Below are 16,183 nucleotides of genomic sequence, written 5' to 3' on the forward strand. Positions count from 1 at the left end.
GATGCCGGTGGGAGCTGGCTTGCCTGCGCTGCAGACGACTCGGTCGTTCACAGGCACCGAGGCGCTGCCATCGCAGGCAAGCCCGCTCCCACCTTGATCGTGTTTCTCCTAGTTGACCGAGGCGTTTTCGCTTTGGGGTGTGCGACGTTTGGCGCTCGGCTCCAACGCTTGTTTGCGCTGCTGCAACGCCTCGAGCAAACCAAAGTCCTGCGGGAAATCATCGACCTGGATGCCGTGGTCGGCGTATTCCACATAGCGGCCGAGCAAGGTGTCTTCCTCGTCGCTGATCAGGTCCAGCGTCCGCGCCTTCACGCGCCAGCCGCTGAACGCAGTGGCGGAAATCGGCATCGGTTCGATCAGGCCTTGCTTGACGGCCGACTTGAGGCGAGCGTCGATCAGCTCCACCTGCGGCAACAGGCGCAAGCCCAATTCGCCGTAGGCCAGCTTGTCGATTTCCGGGCGCGGGATGTAGGAATTGGCCAACAGGCGGTCGCGGGTTTCACCTGGCGTCTGCACCACCTCGGCGACTTGGGCCAGCAAGCGATCCGACGGTTTGCGCAGGGGAATACCGAACGGAAAACTCAAGCCACGCACCACTGCCGCAGCGGCATTCGAGGGGTAGTTATCGAGCACTTCGGCCAGCGCTTCATGCGCACGTAACAGCGCATCCTGGGCGGCCCAGTGCACCAGCGGCAGGTCGGCCTGGGGCCGGCCGTCGTCCTCAAAGCGCTTGAGCACGCAGGACAGGATGTACAACTGCGACAGAATATCGCCCAGACGCCCGGTGATACTTTCCTTGCGCTTGAGTGCACCCCCGAGCACACCCATGGACACATCCGAGATCAAGGCCAGCACCACCGACAGCCGATTGGCCTGGCGGTAGTAGGACACCAGCGCCGGCTCGGTCTTGGCCGGTGCAGAAAGCAGCCGCCCACCCGTCAGCGCATGCACCCCGGCGCGTACGGCATTGGCGACGACAAAGCTCACATGGCCGAACATCGCGCGGTCGAAGGCTTCCAGCGCCTGGCGCCGGTCTGGGTTACGCGCGGCTTCCATTTCGCGGAATACGTACGGATGGCAGCGAATCAGCCCCTGGCCAAAGATGATCAGGCAGCGGGTCATGATGTTCGCCCCCTCCACGGTGATCGCAATCGGGCTTTGCTGGTAGGCACGGGCCAGGAAGTTGTTGGGGCCCATGCAGATGCCTTTGCCGGCGACGATGTCCATGCCGTCGTTGACGATGATCCGCGCGCGCTCGGTGACGTGGTACTTGGCAATGGCCGAGATCACCGAAGGTTTTTCGCCGGCATCCAGCGACGCCACCGAGACCTTGCGCACCGCGTCGCAGGCATACAAATGCCCGGCCATGCGCGCCAGCGGCGCCTGCACGCCTTCGAACTTGCCGATGGGCAGGCCGAACTGCTTGCGCATCGCCGCGTAGGCGCTGGTGCCGCGTACCGCGACTTTGCCCAGGCCGACGTTGGCCGAGGGCAGAGAAATCGCCCGCCCGGCTGCCAGGCATTCCATCAGCATGCGCCAGCCGTTACCGACCTGTTCGCGGCCGCCGATCACCCATTCCAGGGGAATGAACACATCCTTGCCGGTGGTGGGACCGTTCTGGAATACCGCGTTCAGAGGCCAGTGACGACGACCGCTGTTGACGCCTGGGTGAGACGTTGGGATCAACGCGCAGGTGATGCCCAGCGAGCCCGCCTTGCCCAGCAAACCCTCCGGGTCTTCGGCGCGAAACGCCAGGCCCAGCACCGTCGCGATGGGGCCAAGGGTGATGTAGCGCTTGTCCCAGGTCACTTTGAAACCCAGCACTTGCTCGCCCTCGTGCAGGCCTTTGCAGACGACGCCCACGTCCGGAATTGCGCCGGCATCAGAGCCCGCATACGGGCTGGTCAGGGCAAAGCACGGGATGTCTTCGCCTCGCGCCAGGCGGGGCAAGTAGTAATTGCGTTGGGCATCGGTGCCGTAATGCAGCAGCAATTCCGCCGGGCCCAGGGAATTGGGGACCATCACCGAAATCGCCGCCGCCGAGCAGCGTGTCGACAGCTTCATCACCACCTGGGAATGCGCGTAGTGGGAGAAGCCTTTGCCGCCGTATTGCTTGGGAATAATCATGCCCAGGAACCCGGCGTCCTTGGTGTACTGCCAGCCTTCGGGGGACATGTCCTGCCAGATCTGGGTGGTTTCCCAGTCGTTGGCGATGTCGCAGAGGGTTTCGACCTCGTTGTCGAGGAAGGCTTGTTCTTCGGCGCTGAGGCTGGCCGGCGCAGCGTTGAGCAGGCGATCCCAATTGGGTTTGCCGCTGAACAGCTCGGCGTCCCACCACACGGTGCCGGATTCGATGGCGGCGCGTTCGGTGTCGGACATGGCCGGCATGATCGTACGAAACAGACTCAAGGCCTTGCTGGTCAACAGCGTGCGACGCAAGGGTTTGATCGTCAGCAGCAGCGCGGGCACCACCACCAGCAGCGCCGCAACGCTGGTGCCCACACCGGCGACCACGTTGAACAGGTAACCAAGCGCCAGCCAGATCAAGCCAACGCCCAGCCACAGCGCAGCGGCGGCTTGTCGATACGCCAGGGCAATCGCTGCTGCGACACCCACTAATAACCAGATAACCATGGGGATACCTCTACCTAATCAGGGCATGGGCGATGCGCAGGCCGCTCGAAATGAGCGACGGCGTAAAGCCACACTACAAACTTGAAAAGACAAATTCAAATTTTGTTTTGAAATTTTTATTTAATGCCTTGGCAAAAAAAACCAGGCTGAGCACGTCAGCCTGTTGAATCAGAAAATGCGGTGCTGCACACGTCGCGAGGGCGACCCCCCGCTCTAGAGCCTTTGAACAAGGGCGCCAAGATGCGCTTGCCGCCCTTATCCTCGGCGCTGCGTGACGGACTTAAAAGGCATAGGTTGCCGAAACAGCCACTACGTCACCGGACGATTCGCCCTTACCGTCCAGGCTCGCGGCGCCCAATCGGTCCACGTTCTTGGTCTTGAGATTCACCTCCTGCACGAACTGATGGGAATACGCCAGATCCAGCGTCAAGCCTGGAATCGCCTTGACGTCGTAACCTGCGCCCAGCGACAGGAAGTACCGGTCACCGTCCGGAATCCGCGGGTCGCGTGTAGAGTTGCGGGTCGGCGTCTGGTCGGACGCCACACCGGCACGCAATGTCAGCTCATCGGTCGCTTTGAAATCGCCACCAATGGAGTACATCCAGGAGTCGCGGTAGTTGTAGGGGATGGAAACGATCGTGTTGCCGTCGGACTTGAGGGTCAGGTCCTTGAAGGATGACCATTGGGTCCACACCGCACTCACACCCATGGTCAGGCGGTCATTGAACTGGTGCACCCAGTCCAGGCCCGCCGTTGCCGGGATGTCCAGTTGAGTACTGGCATTGGCGCCGTCGGGCATCAATTTCAGCCCCGGATAGGCCACTTCCGGGATCGTCCCGGTACCGCCGAACGGGCTCGGGGCCGTCATCAACTGATAGGAGAAGGCGTCGGCGCGAATATTGTACTTGCCCTCCATCTTGTTCTTGATTTTGGCGTGGTAATTGAGACCGAGGCTGTCTTGCTCGGTGGGTTTCCAGACCACCCCCGTGAACCAACCCACCGACGTATTATCGACTTTGACCCGAATCAGCGACGTACCCAGGCCAGCCGGGAACGGAATGCCGCCCAATTCAGACTTGGAGTTGGCAGCGGCGGCGAGCAAATCGATATTCTGGCTGACGAAGCCTTTACTGTGCTGAACGATCATCCCGGCACCGATGGAAAGGTCATCGCGCACCTTGAACGACAAGGACCCGGTCAACCCTACGGTCTCAATCTTGGTGTCCACTGCAAAGTCACGAAACTTTGAGCCTTCATCCCAGGTGGTGCGCATGCCCTGCGGCACGACCTGGGCCAGACCGAATGAAAACCGATCACCCAGCGGCATCACCATAAACCCGGTGGGGAGCCATGCAGTGAACCCGCCCTGGCCGCCGTCATTGTTATTCACCACGGCCTGCGCGGGGTCGAAGGTACCATCGGGGTTAAACGGTGTATTGGATACCGGGTTGCCCTGGTAGTCATTGGCCTGGCCTTTGTACTTGATCTTGATCCGCGCGTAATCGACGGTCATTTGCGCAACGTTATGGTCCACAAAAGCCATTGCCGCCGGGTTGTTGAACGCCGAACTCGGGTCGTTCTTGAACAAGGAACCCCCGCCGAACGCTCGCCCCCAGCCCGGTGCGCCATACGTCGGCGTGGAAAAACCGCCGGCTTGCACAGGCACGGCTACCATCAGCCCGCCCATCAACGCCAACCCCAGTAAAGCCTGCACCTGTTGTTTTTTATTATTCATGAGGCACTCCTTATTGTTATCACTCTGAGCCGGCCCAGCCGTCTCGTCTTTCTGTTCGTTCGATCAGGGATCGTGTTTCACGTTGTGCGCGCCCACGCGCTAAAGCGTTGATGTTTTCAAGGATTAATCGTGAGGGCAGGTGAAGGTTTGAAGTTGAAGGCCGTGACCCTGCAGGTGGCGTTCACCGTGTGTGGGCCGGCAATGCTGAACGTGCCGTCGGCGGCACTCCATTGTGTGGTCAGCACACTTGGCGTCAGGCAGCTGTCATACGGAAACTTTTCGGTAAAGCCAGAAAGCGTTGCGGTGGTGGCATTGGTCGGCACCAGTGTCCACGGCAAGTTCAACGGGCCGGAAATACCACACAGCGCATTACCGGTGAACGTGGCACCGGTGATCGATGCGCTTGAGCCGTCCGCCGCGACTTGGCCACTGAGTGTCATCGTGCATGGAACCGGGGTAAACACCAGCAGCTTTACCGCGGTGGCGATTGAGCCCGAGGCGGTAAATGCAGCACCCGCCGGGGCAAAGGTGGCTGCGCCTGCAGTGGACGAGACAGCGCCCAGGGTGAATAACATCGAACCCAGGAGGGCCGTTTTCTTAAGGCTTTGCATTGTCATGTTCCCCAGACAATAAGTACCGTACCCAACCGGCTCCGCCGGTGGTTTTCCCGCAGCCGGCGCCTCACGCGAGGCACCGGCCTTTCAACGGGTGATCAGCCCTTTACGCAGGTGCGCGCTTACGGGTTAACCGTCAGCGTTGGCGCCACAACACTCAGGGACACCACGGTGCAGTTGCCACTCAGCGATTGATTGCTGGCCGACAGGGTTTTGCTGGCCGCAGTCCACGCCACAGCGATAGGGGTAGGACCGCAGTTGGTGGAAGGCAGCGAGGTGATCTTGTAGCCGACGTTGGTCACGGTACCGGTGGTGCCGGTTGCAGCGGTCAGCACCCAAGGCAGGTTGGTCAGCGTCGGCAAGGCGCAGAGACCGCCGCCGGTCAGCGAAGCACCGTTGATGGACGCCACGCCACCGCTGACGTTGCCGGTAAAGGTGATGCCGCAGGTTACGGCCGCACCGAACGACGAGGGCGACTTCACAACGATGGTGCCGGGGTTGGTCGTGAACGGACCATCCGGGGTGATGGACGCCGCACTGGCCATCGAAGCGGCGCCAAAGCACAGAGCAAAAGAAGTTGCACAAACGAGGGTTTTCAAGCTTTTCATTGTTTTTCCTCACATGTTATGGCGAGTCATTTCGCCAGGGGTAATGGCCATGATCGAGAGGTCACGGTGAAACTGCAGAACTTCCCTTTCCAGCCAAATCTCAATTCAATTACCGCTGCATCTTTTTAATCGGTTTATTCGACCACTTTGAAGGTCGGCGGCATCGTGATCGACACCGTTTTTATCTTGCAGTCTTCGCCAATCGGAACATTGGTGGCTTCCAACTTTCGGGTGGCGTTGTCCCACGTGCCATCGGCCGTAGAAGGCCCGCACTTGCCGCCCAGGCCGAAGGCGTGAACATCGACGCTGATCTTCGACATGGAGCCGCTTTTGGTGTCTTTGGCAACTAATACCCAGGGTAAGTTGGTGGCCTCGACGCGGCTGCATTTAAGCCCGCCGTCGAATTCAACTTTATCGACATTCACCGATGAACCATCGGCCGCGACCTTGCCGGCCACCTTGATGGTGCAATCGGCGCTGATCAGCGCACCCTTGGAAAAGCTGATCGGGCCCTGGGCAGTAAAGGCGCTGCCGGCCGGCTCGATGCGTGCGGCCTGAGCCTGGTGGTAAACAATCAGGCCCAGTGCGGCCAGTATGATATGCGCGGTGAACGTGGCAGGGCTGTGCATTATGTACGTCCTTCCCTTGAAGTTATTGTTGTAGGGTCAAACAACTTTCTTGCCATCAAACTGATAAACCTTGGGGCGATAAAAACCTGCGCGACACACAGATCCCGAGTTCACCCACGGCTGTGTTACTTCACCTCAAAACGGCTTGGCGCTGTTGCTGTACTTCTCCAGATACTTCAAACGTTGTGACGGTTGAAGATTGGTCAAGGTGATATCGCCGGCGTAATGATTCAACACACGATGGTCCATGCGACGTCGCCACAAGTACGGCACATAGGCCCAGACAATCATGCTCGCGTAACCATAAGGAAGTTGCGGCGACTCATCAAAGTGGCGCAATGACTGATAACTACGGGTGGGGTTGGCATGGTGATCGGAATGCCGTTGCAGTTGAAACAAAAAGATATTGGTGACAATACGGTTACTGTTCCACGAGTGCCGCGGCGAGCAACGTTCATAGCGACCGTTGGGCAACTTCTGGCGTTTAAGCCCGTAGTGCTCGACGTAGTTCACCACTTCCAGCAACGAGAACCCGTAGATGCCCTGAATGATCAGGAAGGGAATCACGGCCGCGCCGAGCCAGGCAATCATCACGCCCCACAACACCACGCTATACATCCACGCGCCGAGTACGGCGTTCTTCCAGTGCAGTGCCGGCAGGCCGAGTTTGCGCAGGCGTTCGCGTTCCAGGTTCCAGGCCGACACCGCGCTGAACCACACCGAGCGCGGCAGGAACGCCCAGAAACTCTCACCCAGACGTGAGCTGGCCGGGTCTTCCGGTGTGGCCACGCGTACGTGATGGCCACGGTTGTGTTCGGTGTAGAAGTGCCCGTAGAAGGTCGGCGCCAGGGTGACCTTGGCCAGGAACACTTCCAGCGGCTTGGGCTTGTGCCCCAGCTCATGCGCGGTGTTGATTGCAATGCCGGTGGCGGCGCCGGTGGACAGCGCCATGCCCAGGTAGGTGAACCAAGTGATCTCACCGTGCAACTCGGTGCGCGCGGTAATAAACGCTGCGGTCTTCGCCAGCCAGCTCGACGGATCAAGGCTTGCAGTGGCATTGAGCAGGCCGCCGTTAATGATCCAATCGATCCCACCGGCGGCCAGCCAGCCGGTCACTACCACTGAGGTGATCACGAACAGCACGCCGGTGTAGACGATCCAGCGGTAGTAGCTTTGCGATTCAAGGTTGCTGACGGCGGATTCTGGCGGGTTGCTGACGTCTTCACCGAGCAGGCCGTCGATCAATGGAATCAAGCCGAAGATCACCAGCACGCCGACCCACCACAATTGCTGTACGCCTGTGGTGATGGCCAGGGCGCCGGAGAGCAATGGGGTCGCCAGGGGCATGATGCCCAGCCACCACAAATGACGTTTGCCGTCGGTCCAGACGGTGGAAGTGACCAGAGTCTGGTTCATGGCAGCCTCCGGACGAGACAGCTTGGAGATGCGATAAAAGGCGTTTTTTTCATTATTTTATTCGCTCTTAGGCACTTCAAAAATTGTTTCAAATTAGACATTGAAATAATTTTTTTAAATAAATAGCGCGGAATCGTTAGGTCGTCAACTAGTTTCTCGAAGGCTTTTTGACGTGACTGGCCAGTCTCTTTTTCAGCCGTTTGGTCAGGTGTCTAAAGCAGGCATCGACGCCGTTGTACCGCGAGTCGGGTAACACCATTATTTGCTCGCCAAGGCAAATGGCGGGTGCAGCACGCTGGCGCTTTGCGGTGGGCGAACGCGCTTGGCCACCTGCTCCACCAGCGCAGCCACGCGCTCTGTGGCGGTAATTGGCAGCATATGACCACGCCCGTCCACCACCTGCATCTTCAGCCCGGGCACTTTGCTTGCCAGGGCCTGGCCGTGCTTGTGAAAGTCCAGCACGTTGTCGCGCGCGCCATAGATCAGGCCGATTGGCAGGGTCAGTTGCGGGTAGCGCTTGACCATGTCGGGCAAATGGTCGTTAACCGTATTGATCTCGGTGGAGGCGGCGTAGAAGTTGTCCGGACGCATACCCAGCAACCCGCCGCCACGCGTGGCGAAGTCTGACGGCGCGGCATCTGGGGCGAACACGCCCTTCACCACCGTGCCTCTGGTCAGCAGGCCGACGGGCACGGTCAGGGTGTGTGACATCCACCGTCGCAACCAGGCCGGGCGCACCGCCAGGGACAGGAACACCGGCGGCAACATACGCTGGGGATGCGTCAGCGGCGCCACCAGGATCAGCCCGGACACCGCGTGGGGATGGTCAAGCGCCAGCGCCAGCGAAATCGCCCCGCCGAGGGAATGCCCCAGCACCAGCGGTTTATCCAGGTCCAGGGTTTTGATGAAGGCCGCGATTTGCCGAGCCTGGGCCGGCAGGTCTGCCGCAGTACCCGTTTGCCGGGTGGAATAGCCCGAACCCGGACGGTCCAGCGTGATCACGCGAAAACGCTCACGCAGCTGGGCGGACAAGGCATAGGTCAGGTTGCGACTGCTGCCCATCAGCCCGTGAATCATCACCAGCGGCGGGCCTGCGCCTTCCTCGACATAATGAAAGCGCTCGCCATCGACCTCGACGAAGCGCCCGTTGATCGGAACAGTGGCTTCTATACGCCGCGTCATCCAGGCACTGAAGCCCCACAACAGCGCACTCGCCACTCCTAACACGCCCGCAGCGACAACCCATTCAACAGCCATAGCTCGGTCCTCTGCTTCCCTGCCGCTGGCGACCTGACCGGTATTGATCTAGGCCTCAGCCATCGTCCACACCCTGGACCTTAACTTCATGCATACCGTGCTCGTCCGTCGGACAAGTCGCACATGCGGAACAAGGTCCTAGCGTAGGCGAAATTTTCAGGTAGATCATTTAAAATCTTTTTTAAAATAATTAATTCAATTTTTCTTTGCAATGGTGTTCTATCTAAAAGACACAACAAAAACAGGAGCACATCGATGCCCACGAGGGACAAGCCATGAATGCCCACAGCGATTCAATCGACATCGCCATCATCGGTTCCGGTTTTGCCGGCCTGTGCATGGCGATCAAACTCAAGGAAGCCGGGATCACCGACTTCTTTATCGCCGAACAGGCCGAGACGCTTGGCGGCACCTGGCGCGACAACCATTACCCAGGCTGCGCCTGCGATGTGCAGTCGCATGTGTACTCGTTTTCGTTTGCGCCCAACCCCAACTGGACGCGGCAGTTCGCTCCGCAGGCGGAGATCCGCACCTACCTTGAACACTGCGCTCAACGTTTCAAGCTGACGCCCTTCCTGCGCTTCGGCATGGGCCTTGAACGTGCGGTGTTCGATGAACAGCAGCAACGCTGGCAACTGAGCTTCAGCGATGGCCGCCAGGTCAGCGCGCGGGTGCTGGTGTCGGGCATGGGCGGGTTGTCGCGCCCGGCGTTGCCGGATATTGCGGGGCTGGACAGCTTCAAGGGCAAGCGCTTCCATTCCCAGCAGTGGGACCATGAATATTCATTGAAGGGCAAGCGCGTGGCGGTGATCGGCACCGGCGCCAGTGCCATCCAGTTCGTCCCGCAGATCGCGCCGCAGGTGGCGCATCTGGACCTGTTCCAGCGCACGCCGCCGTGGATCATGCCCAAGCCCGACCGCGAAATTTCCCGCGTCGAGCGCTGGGCCTTCAAACACCTGCCCTTCACCCAACGCCTGGTACGCGGCGCCTTCTACTGGACGCTGGAAGGCCGCGTGGTGGGGTTTGCCCTGCACCCGCGGTTGATGAAAATGGTGCAGAAAATCGCCCTGCGCCACCTGCGCAAACAAGTGGCGCGCCCTTCCCTGCGCAAGACCCTCACCCCGGACTACACCATCGGCTGTAAGCGCGTGCTGATCTCCAATGACTATTACCCGGCGCTGTCGCGCAGCAACGTCGAGGTGGTCAGCGACACGGTGCTGCGCATCGAAGCGGATGGCGTGATCACGGCCGATGGCATCAAGCACCCGGCCGATTGCCTGATCTTCGGCACCGGTTTCCAGGCCACCGACCCGCTGCCCCGCGATTGCATCATCGGTCGCGACGGCATCGACCTGATGGACGCCTGGCGCGACGGCGCCCACGCGTACAAGGGCACCACCGTGCCGGGTTATCCAAACCTGTTTTTGATCGTTGGGCCGAACACCGGCCTTGGGCATAACTCGATGATTCTGATGATCGAGGCCCAGGTCACCTACATCCTGGATGCCATTACGCAAATGCAGCGCCAGCGCATCGCCACGGTCGAGGTCAAACCCACCGTGGAGCTGGCCTATAACCAGCAGCTGCAAGCCCGGCTCAAGCGCACCATCTGGAACACCGGCGGCTGCCAGAGCTGGTACCTCGACCCGCGCACCGGCAAAAACACCACGTTGTGGCCCGGTTCAACCTGGCGGTTCAAACGTGACACGCGGCACTTCGCGCTCAAGGACTACGTCGCCGAGCCGTTGCCCGCCTCGACACCCCGCCCGGTTTCGGCGCCCCACTCCACCGCAGAAGGCAGCCTGTCATGAAGTCATTCAACGGCCGCGTGGCGGCAATCACTGGCGCGGCGTCCGGCATGGGTCGCGCATTGGCCCTGGCGCTGGCACGCGAAGGCTGCCACCTGGCGCTCGCGGACAAGAACAGCCAGGGCTTGGAACAGACCTTGGCGTTGATCAAGACCTCGACGCTGTCCCCGGTGACGATCACCACCCACGTGCTGGATGTGTCCGACCGCCAGGCCATGCACGACTGGGCCGCACGCTGCTTGGCCGACCACGGCCAGGTCAACCTGATTTTCAACAATGCCGGCGTGGCGCTGTCGAGCACCGTCGAAGGCGTGGACTACGCAGACCTGGAGTGGATCATCGGCATCAACTTCTGGGGCGTGGTGCACGGCACCAAGGCATTTTTGCCGCACCTCAAGGCCAGCGGCGACGGACACGTGGTCAACACCTCCAGCGTGTTCGGCCTGTTTGCCCAGCCCGGCATGAGCGGCTACAACGCGAGCAAGTTTGCGGTGCGCGGCTTTACCGAATCGCTGCGCCAGGAACTCGATCTGCAACGCTGCGGGGTGTCCGCCACCTGTGTACACCCCGGGGGAATCCGTACGGATATCTGCCGCAGCAGCCGCATCGACGCGAACATGACCGGTTTTCTGATCCACAACGAGCAACAGGCCCGCGCCGACTTCGAAAAGCTCTTCATCACCGACGCCGACCAGGCTGCCAAGGTCATCCTGCAGGGCGTGCGCCACAACAAACGCCGCGTGCTGATCGGCCGCGATGCGTATTTCCTCGACCTGCTCGCCCGTTGCCTGCCTGCCGCTTATCAAGCTCTGGTGGTGTTTGCCAGCAGGCGCATGGCGCCCAAACAGCGCACGCAGGTGTTTGAAACCAACGACGAACCTCGTCTCTGAACAGGAGTACCCACGATGCTGCCCATCCGTCGCGATATCCGTTTTGCGTTGCCTGCCGAGCGCATCAAGAACTGGCATGAACAAGGCCCGTTCATCACGCACTTCTTCAACGCACTGTCGCTGTTGTTTCCCCAGGGCGAACTGTTTTTCATGGACAGCGTGCGCCACTACCGCCAGCGCATCGACGATCCGGAGTTGAAAAAGGAAATCCAGGGGTTCATCGGCCAGGAAGCCATGCACAGCCGCGAGCACGTGGCCTATAACGACCTGATGCAAGCTGCCGGCCTACCGGCGCACACCCTGGACCGGCGCCTCAAATTCATCCTCGACCTGCAAAAAAAACACCTGCCACCGTCGTTCAACCTGGCGGTGACCATCGCCCTCGAGCACTACACGGCAATGCTCGCGGAAATCCTGCTGAGCGACCCCACGCGCTTTGGCGAGTCACTCAAGGGCTACCAGCAAATGTGGTACTGGCACGCCCTCGAAGAAACCGAACACAAGGCCGTGGCGTTCGATGTGTGGAACACCGTGATCAAGCCCGGGCCCGGGCGCTACCTGCTGCGCACCGGCACCATGCTGACCACCACGGTGTTGTTCTGGCTGGTGGTGATGGATTTCCACCTGCGCCTGCTGATTGCCGACCGCAAGGCCGGCGGGCACGTGAAGGGCTTCTGGCGCATGCTCAAGTTTCTCTACGGGCCCAAGGGCGTGTTCCCGCGCATGCTGCGGCCATGGCTGCACTACTTCAAACCGAGTTTTCACCCCTGGGACCACGACAACCGCGCGCGGCTGGCGCAAATCGACAAGCTGGTCGAAGAAATCGAGCAGACGCAGCGTGAATTCGCCGCCACGCCAGCTTAATCCCGAGTGGCCGCACGCTCGCGCACAAAGCGCTCCAGCTGATCGCCGGGCAGCGCCTTGCTGAAATACCAGCCCTGAACAAACAGCTCGGTGCCGGTATTGAGGAAGGCCAATTGCTCGGCGGTCTCCACGCCTTCGACCACCACCCCCAGGTTCAGCGCCTCGCAAAAACGCAGCATGCCGGTCAGCACACGGGCGCCTTGGGGGTCGTGCTGGGCCACCACAAAGCTGCGGTCGATCTTGATGAAGTCCACCGGAAACTGGTGCAGATAGCTCAACGCGGAAAACCCGGTGCCGAAGTCGTCGATGTAGACCTTGGCGCCGATCGCCTGCAATTTCTGGATCGTCTGGCGTGTGGCCGGGACATCGCGCACCAACGCATCTTCGGTGATCTCCACCGACACTTGCCCATGGGCCTGGGCGAGAATGCCCACCAGGCGCTCGCCATAGGCCGCATTCGTCAGGGTGGTACTGGAGATATTGATGGTCATCGGCAGGGCAAAGCCGATTTTCTTCCAATGCTGGTACTGGCGCACGGCCTGGGAGGCCACCCAGACATCCACGTCCGGCATCAACCGCGCCTGCGCCAGCCACTGCAGAAACTCCCATGGTGAGTGCACTGTGCCCTGGCTGTCGCGGGCGCGCATCAGTGCTTCGCAGCCAGTGCACAACCCGGTGCGCGTCGAGACCTGGGGCTGGAATTCGAGGTAGAACTCATAGTCGCTGATCTGCTGGATACGGCTCAGCTCGACGGCCTGGCGCGCCAGCACCTTGTGGGATGCCAGCACCGGGTCCAGTTCCAGCAGCCGGCCCTTCTCCTCCAGGCCGCGAAAGGTCATGTCCAGCGACTTGAGGTACACCGTGCTGCCGCCACTGGACTGGCGATGAATGGCGCGCACATAAGGCGCATACACCAGCGTGCCGATGCCCAGTAGCGCCACTTGCAGCACCACGGCCGCCAGGTCGCCGTGGGTACTGAGGTAGGCGTTGAGCAGCACCGGTGCAGTAAACGGTACGCTGGCCACCGCAGGTGACGCCCAGCCCAGGTGTACCGCCGTCAGCGCCAGCATGGCGTTGAACGCCGGCACCAGTAAAAAAGGAATGAACAAGCGCGGATTGAGAATGATCGGCAAGCCGAACAGCAGCACCTCGCTGACATTGAATAACGACAACGGCAGACTGGCCATCGCCAGCAGGCGCATGGACTGGCTCCTGGAAAACAGCAGGATCGCCAGCAACAGGCACAGTGCACCGCCCGACCCACCGATAAACGCGAAACACCCCAGCAGGCCGCTATTGAGCGCGTATTTGATCGGCTCACCCGCCGCCAGCGCGGCGCCATTGAGCAGCACCGCCTGGTCCAGCACATCGAACAACGGCTGCAGGGCATACGCGCCGTGAATGCCAAAAAACCACAGCACAGAATTCATCAGGGTCACAAACAAACCGCTGCCATAGGGCGATTGCAGCGCATCGAGCACCTGCGGCCCTTGCAGCTGCGCCACGGACGGTATCTGCAACAGCAACGACAACATCGCCACCAGCGACAGCGCAGTGATAGTCCCCGGCACCACCATGTTGATGGTGCCCCGCAGGTTATGGCCCACCAGGTCTTCGTTGACCAGACGCGTCCAGCGAAAGCGATGCAGCCAGGCCACCGCCGGTACATTCAGCAACGGCGAGGCGATGGCGATAAACAGTACAAACGTCGCCGACGCCCGCGGGTAATCGCGCAAGACGAACGTGGCGACCACCACATGCGCCAGGCACAGGAACGCTACCGGCAATTGCGGCAGGCGATACTGGATCGCCAGCATGTAACCAATGGAGGCTGCCACCAACAGCGGGATCACCGAGCTGATCTGGTTATGCAGCCCAGACAAAAAGGCCACCACCTGCGGATCAAACCCCAGCGCCTTGGCGCACTCGGAAAGAATCAGGAAACCGGCCGACACCAGCAAACACGGCAAAATCCACAACAGGCCTTCACGGATGGCCCGTAACGATTCCGTGCTGGCCAAGGCCGCAAGGCGCTGGGTGAGGAAAAGTTTGAACAGCGTTTGCGCCATGACCCGTCCCCCTGCCCATCGCCCTCTGCCCGTGGTCGGCAGCCTCGAAATCCCCTGCAACGCTACACGGCCAGAGACCGGGAGCGAAAGGCTTTTGCCGTGACACGCGCAATTATTCAGAATTAATTTACCCCCCCTGACACTTGTTGGTCGGGGTGAGTTAGCCCATCCTTTGCAGCTAATTCTCGAACGGACTCGAGCCCAGGCCTTGCTCCTTGTGCTTTATACGCCATCAAGGTGCCTGCCGATGCTACCAATCCTGCCGCTGACCTTTGTATTACTGGGTTTTTCAAGCGCCGCCGTCTACGCCAGCGTTACAGATTTTCCTGACGCCCATGCCAGCGGTCCTGCTCGCCTCAAATGGATGGTCGGCGCCCCGCCGCCGCCGGACCGCACCGTGCGTTTTGACGATGGCAGCTATTTTCGCTTCCCCGCCATGCGCTGGAGCGTGGCGAACTGGAGCCGGCCGGGCAGTGAACAGGACGTCTATTTCAGCGTGGACTCCATCGGCACACCGTTTGCCGGTGGCGGCTTGAACACTGGGCTGCGGGACATGGCCCGTTTTGGTGAAATGTTGCGCAATGGCGGCCGCTTCAATGGCCAGCAGATCGTGCCTGAAAGCGTGGTCAAGGATATTCGCCAGGGCGGCGATAAAGAGGCTTTTGCCAAGGCAGGCTATAGTCAACTCAAGGGATGGAGTTATCGTGCCATGTGGTGGGTCACTCACAACCCCGATGGCGCCTATATGGCCCGCGGCGTCCACGGCCAGAGTATCTACATCCACCCCGCGGCCGAGATGGTGATTGTGCGCTTTGCCTCCCATCCGGTTGCGGCCAATGCCGCGGACGACGGTGTCACCTTGCCGGCCTATGCGGCCCTGGCACGCTACCTGCTCGAAAAGCCGGGCACCTGAGCACCATCCATCATCGGGCAACATGATCTGCGCCAAGTCATGAGCCCCCCTCAAAATGTACTATCGGCGTGTTTTGGCTCCCGTAGGAAAAAGAGCCCGACATCAAGGAGAACTGTTCAAGATGCAATACAAGCTGTCCCACAACCTGCGTCCACTGATGCTCAACGCCCTGCTGTGGGTCGTCGGCGTCACTTTGTTGTTCATGGTCAGAAATGCCATCGAACACCTCACCGGACCCGTCGAAGAAACCTGGCTGGACTTGGACCTGGCAGTGATGCTGGGTGCCTACCTGTTATTTTTCTTGCTTGAGCCGATACGAAATCGCATAAGCCGCCGCTTACGCAAATACCTGCGACGCTAAACACCTCACCACAGGCCCGCTACCGGCGCCCGAGCACTCAGGAGTTTTACTTTGTCCCAACCCGGCGATAACCACCAGCGCGCCCTGGACAGATTCTTGACCGAACATCCGGAGGTGGCCACGCAGTTGGACACCCTGAACCCGCTGGCCGCTCAGGCCAAGCGCGAAACCCTGGAGCAGTATCGCGCCGAACGCCTGCATGAAGCCTTCGAAGCTGAAGCTGAACGACAGAACCTGTTTGCCTGGGAGCTGACACTCAAGTTGACGGCCGATTCACCCGAGGCCTTCGAAGCCCAGCGTCTTGAAGTGCACAAGGAAGTCGCACAAATGGCCGGGTTGAGCTGGGCCGACTACTGCCAACTGCATGGCCTGGCCCATTGAGCCT

14 protein-coding genes are annotated in these 16,183 nt (G+C 60.5%); 6 read left to right on the top strand and 8 right to left on the bottom strand.

All coding sequences use genetic code 11. The annotated features are described in order from the left end of the window. Window positions 1-108: 108 nt before the first annotated feature. The 7 genes from L8K08_RS12495 to L8K08_RS12525 all read right to left on the bottom strand — a co-directional run bounded on the left by L8K08_RS12495 (window position 109) and on the right by L8K08_RS12525 (window position 8,893). Window positions 109-2,634, bottom strand: coding sequence for an acyl-CoA dehydrogenase (locus tag L8K08_RS12495; RefSeq protein ID WP_242197250.1), 2,526 nt, complete (start codon window positions 2,632-2,634; stop codon window positions 109-111). Between the two features lie 280 nt (window positions 2,635-2,914). Then, a complete protein-coding gene (locus tag L8K08_RS12500; protein WP_242197253.1) occupies window positions 2,915-4,369 on the bottom strand; it encodes an outer membrane protein transport protein in 1,455 nt (484 codons plus the stop codon). A 116-nt stretch (window positions 4,370-4,485) separates the two neighbouring features. Then, a complete protein-coding gene (locus L8K08_RS12505; RefSeq protein WP_145164420.1) occupies window positions 4,486-4,980 on the bottom strand; it encodes a hypothetical protein in 495 nt (164 codons plus the stop codon). Window positions 4,981-5,105: 125 nt separating this feature from the next. Then, window positions 5,106-5,591, bottom strand: coding sequence for an alkane oxidation protein activator PraB (praB, locus tag L8K08_RS12510; protein WP_145164422.1), 486 nt, complete (start codon window positions 5,589-5,591; stop codon window positions 5,106-5,108). Window positions 5,592-5,725: 134 nt separating this feature from the next. Next, entirely contained in the window at window positions 5,726-6,220 is a 495-nt protein-coding gene (gene praA / locus L8K08_RS12515; protein WP_119742801.1) for an alkane oxidation protein activator PraA, read from the bottom strand. A gap of 135 nt (window positions 6,221-6,355) precedes the next feature. Further along, complete coding sequence (locus tag L8K08_RS12520; RefSeq protein WP_242197257.1) at window positions 6,356-7,636, bottom strand: alkane 1-monooxygenase; 1,281 nt, start codon at window positions 7,634-7,636, stop codon at window positions 6,356-6,358. A 258-nt stretch (window positions 7,637-7,894) separates the two neighbouring features. Next, window positions 7,895-8,893 (bottom strand): alpha/beta hydrolase, encoded by a 999-nt coding sequence (locus L8K08_RS12525; RefSeq protein WP_242197260.1) that lies wholly within the window; start codon window positions 8,891-8,893, stop codon window positions 7,895-7,897. A 275-nt stretch (window positions 8,894-9,168) separates the two neighbouring features. Between L8K08_RS12525 and L8K08_RS12530 the strand changes: the two genes are divergently transcribed. The 3 genes from L8K08_RS12530 to L8K08_RS12540 are packed head-to-tail and all read left to right on the top strand — an operon-like array spanning window position 9,169 to window position 12,455. Beyond that, the gene (locus tag L8K08_RS12530; RefSeq protein WP_242197263.1) at window positions 9,169-10,704 is read left to right on the top strand and encodes an NAD(P)/FAD-dependent oxidoreductase; all 1,536 of its coding nucleotides are present in this window, start codon (window positions 9,169-9,171) and stop codon (window positions 10,702-10,704) included. Next, on the top strand, window positions 10,701-11,591 hold the full coding sequence (locus L8K08_RS12535) for an SDR family NAD(P)-dependent oxidoreductase (RefSeq protein ID WP_242197266.1): 891 nt from the start codon (window positions 10,701-10,703) through the stop codon (window positions 11,589-11,591). Before L8K08_RS12530 ends, L8K08_RS12535 begins: the two co-directional genes overlap by 4 nt. Window positions 11,592-11,606: 15 nt before the next feature. Next, window positions 11,607-12,455: a metal-dependent hydrolase gene (locus L8K08_RS12540; protein ID WP_242197269.1), complete on the top strand. Its 849-nt coding sequence runs from the start codon at window positions 11,607-11,609 to the stop codon at window positions 12,453-12,455. On the opposite strand, the gene L8K08_RS12545 is transcribed toward L8K08_RS12540, so the two are convergent. Beyond that, window positions 12,452-14,524, bottom strand: coding sequence for an EAL domain-containing protein (locus tag L8K08_RS12545; protein ID WP_242197272.1), 2,073 nt, complete (start codon window positions 14,522-14,524; stop codon window positions 12,452-12,454). The genes L8K08_RS12540 and L8K08_RS12545 overlap by 4 nt on opposite strands. A gap of 247 nt (window positions 14,525-14,771) precedes the next feature. Between L8K08_RS12545 and L8K08_RS12550 the strand changes: the two genes are divergently transcribed. The 3 genes from L8K08_RS12550 (at window position 14,772) to L8K08_RS12560 (ending at window position 16,179) form a co-directional block, all read left to right on the top strand. Then, complete coding sequence (locus L8K08_RS12550; protein WP_242197275.1) at window positions 14,772-15,437, top strand: serine hydrolase; 666 nt, start codon at window positions 14,772-14,774, stop codon at window positions 15,435-15,437. A 121-nt stretch (window positions 15,438-15,558) separates the two neighbouring features. Continuing rightward, entirely contained in the window at window positions 15,559-15,798 is a 240-nt protein-coding gene (locus tag L8K08_RS12555) for a hypothetical protein (RefSeq protein WP_242197278.1), read from the top strand. Between the two features lie 51 nt (window positions 15,799-15,849). Then, a complete protein-coding gene (locus tag L8K08_RS12560) occupies window positions 15,850-16,179 on the top strand; it encodes a DUF6388 family protein (RefSeq protein WP_106577839.1) in 330 nt (109 codons plus the stop codon). The last annotated feature ends 4 nt before the right edge of the window (window positions 16,180-16,183 follow it).

It is taken from the genome of Pseudomonas sp. TREG-RG-20F-10-E-6-01 (genome assembly GCF_022662455.1).
Taxonomy (GTDB): domain Bacteria; phylum Pseudomonadota; class Gammaproteobacteria; order Pseudomonadales; family Pseudomonadaceae; genus Aquipseudomonas.

Coding starts and splice junctions, on each gene's coding strand:
- L8K08_RS12495 (WP_242197250.1), bottom strand. CDS start 2,634: ATGGTTATCTGGTTATTAGTGGGTGTCGCAGCAGCGATTGCCCTGGCG.
- L8K08_RS12500 (WP_242197253.1), bottom strand. CDS start 4,369: ATGAATAATAAAAAACAACAGGTGCAGGCTTTACTGGGGTTGGCGTTG.
- L8K08_RS12505 (WP_145164420.1), bottom strand. CDS start 4,980: ATGCAAAGCCTTAAGAAAACGGCCCTCCTGGGTTCGATGTTATTCACC.
- praB (WP_145164422.1), bottom strand. CDS start 5,591: ATGAAAAGCTTGAAAACCCTCGTTTGTGCAACTTCTTTTGCTCTGTGC.
- praA (WP_119742801.1), bottom strand. CDS start 6,220: ATGCACAGCCCTGCCACGTTCACCGCGCATATCATACTGGCCGCACTG.
- L8K08_RS12520 (WP_242197257.1), bottom strand. CDS start 7,636: ATGAACCAGACTCTGGTCACTTCCACCGTCTGGACCGACGGCAAACGT.
- L8K08_RS12525 (WP_242197260.1), bottom strand. CDS start 8,893: ATGGCTGTTGAATGGGTTGTCGCTGCGGGCGTGTTAGGAGTGGCGAGT.
- L8K08_RS12530 (WP_242197263.1), top strand. CDS start 9,169: ATGAATGCCCACAGCGATTCAATCGACATCGCCATCATCGGTTCCGGT.
- L8K08_RS12535 (WP_242197266.1), top strand. CDS start 10,701: ATGAAGTCATTCAACGGCCGCGTGGCGGCAATCACTGGCGCGGCGTCC.
- L8K08_RS12540 (WP_242197269.1), top strand. CDS start 11,607: ATGCTGCCCATCCGTCGCGATATCCGTTTTGCGTTGCCTGCCGAGCGC.
- L8K08_RS12545 (WP_242197272.1), bottom strand. CDS start 14,524: ATGGCGCAAACGCTGTTCAAACTTTTCCTCACCCAGCGCCTTGCGGCC.
- L8K08_RS12550 (WP_242197275.1), top strand. CDS start 14,772: ATGCTACCAATCCTGCCGCTGACCTTTGTATTACTGGGTTTTTCAAGC.
- L8K08_RS12555 (WP_242197278.1), top strand. CDS start 15,559: ATGCAATACAAGCTGTCCCACAACCTGCGTCCACTGATGCTCAACGCC.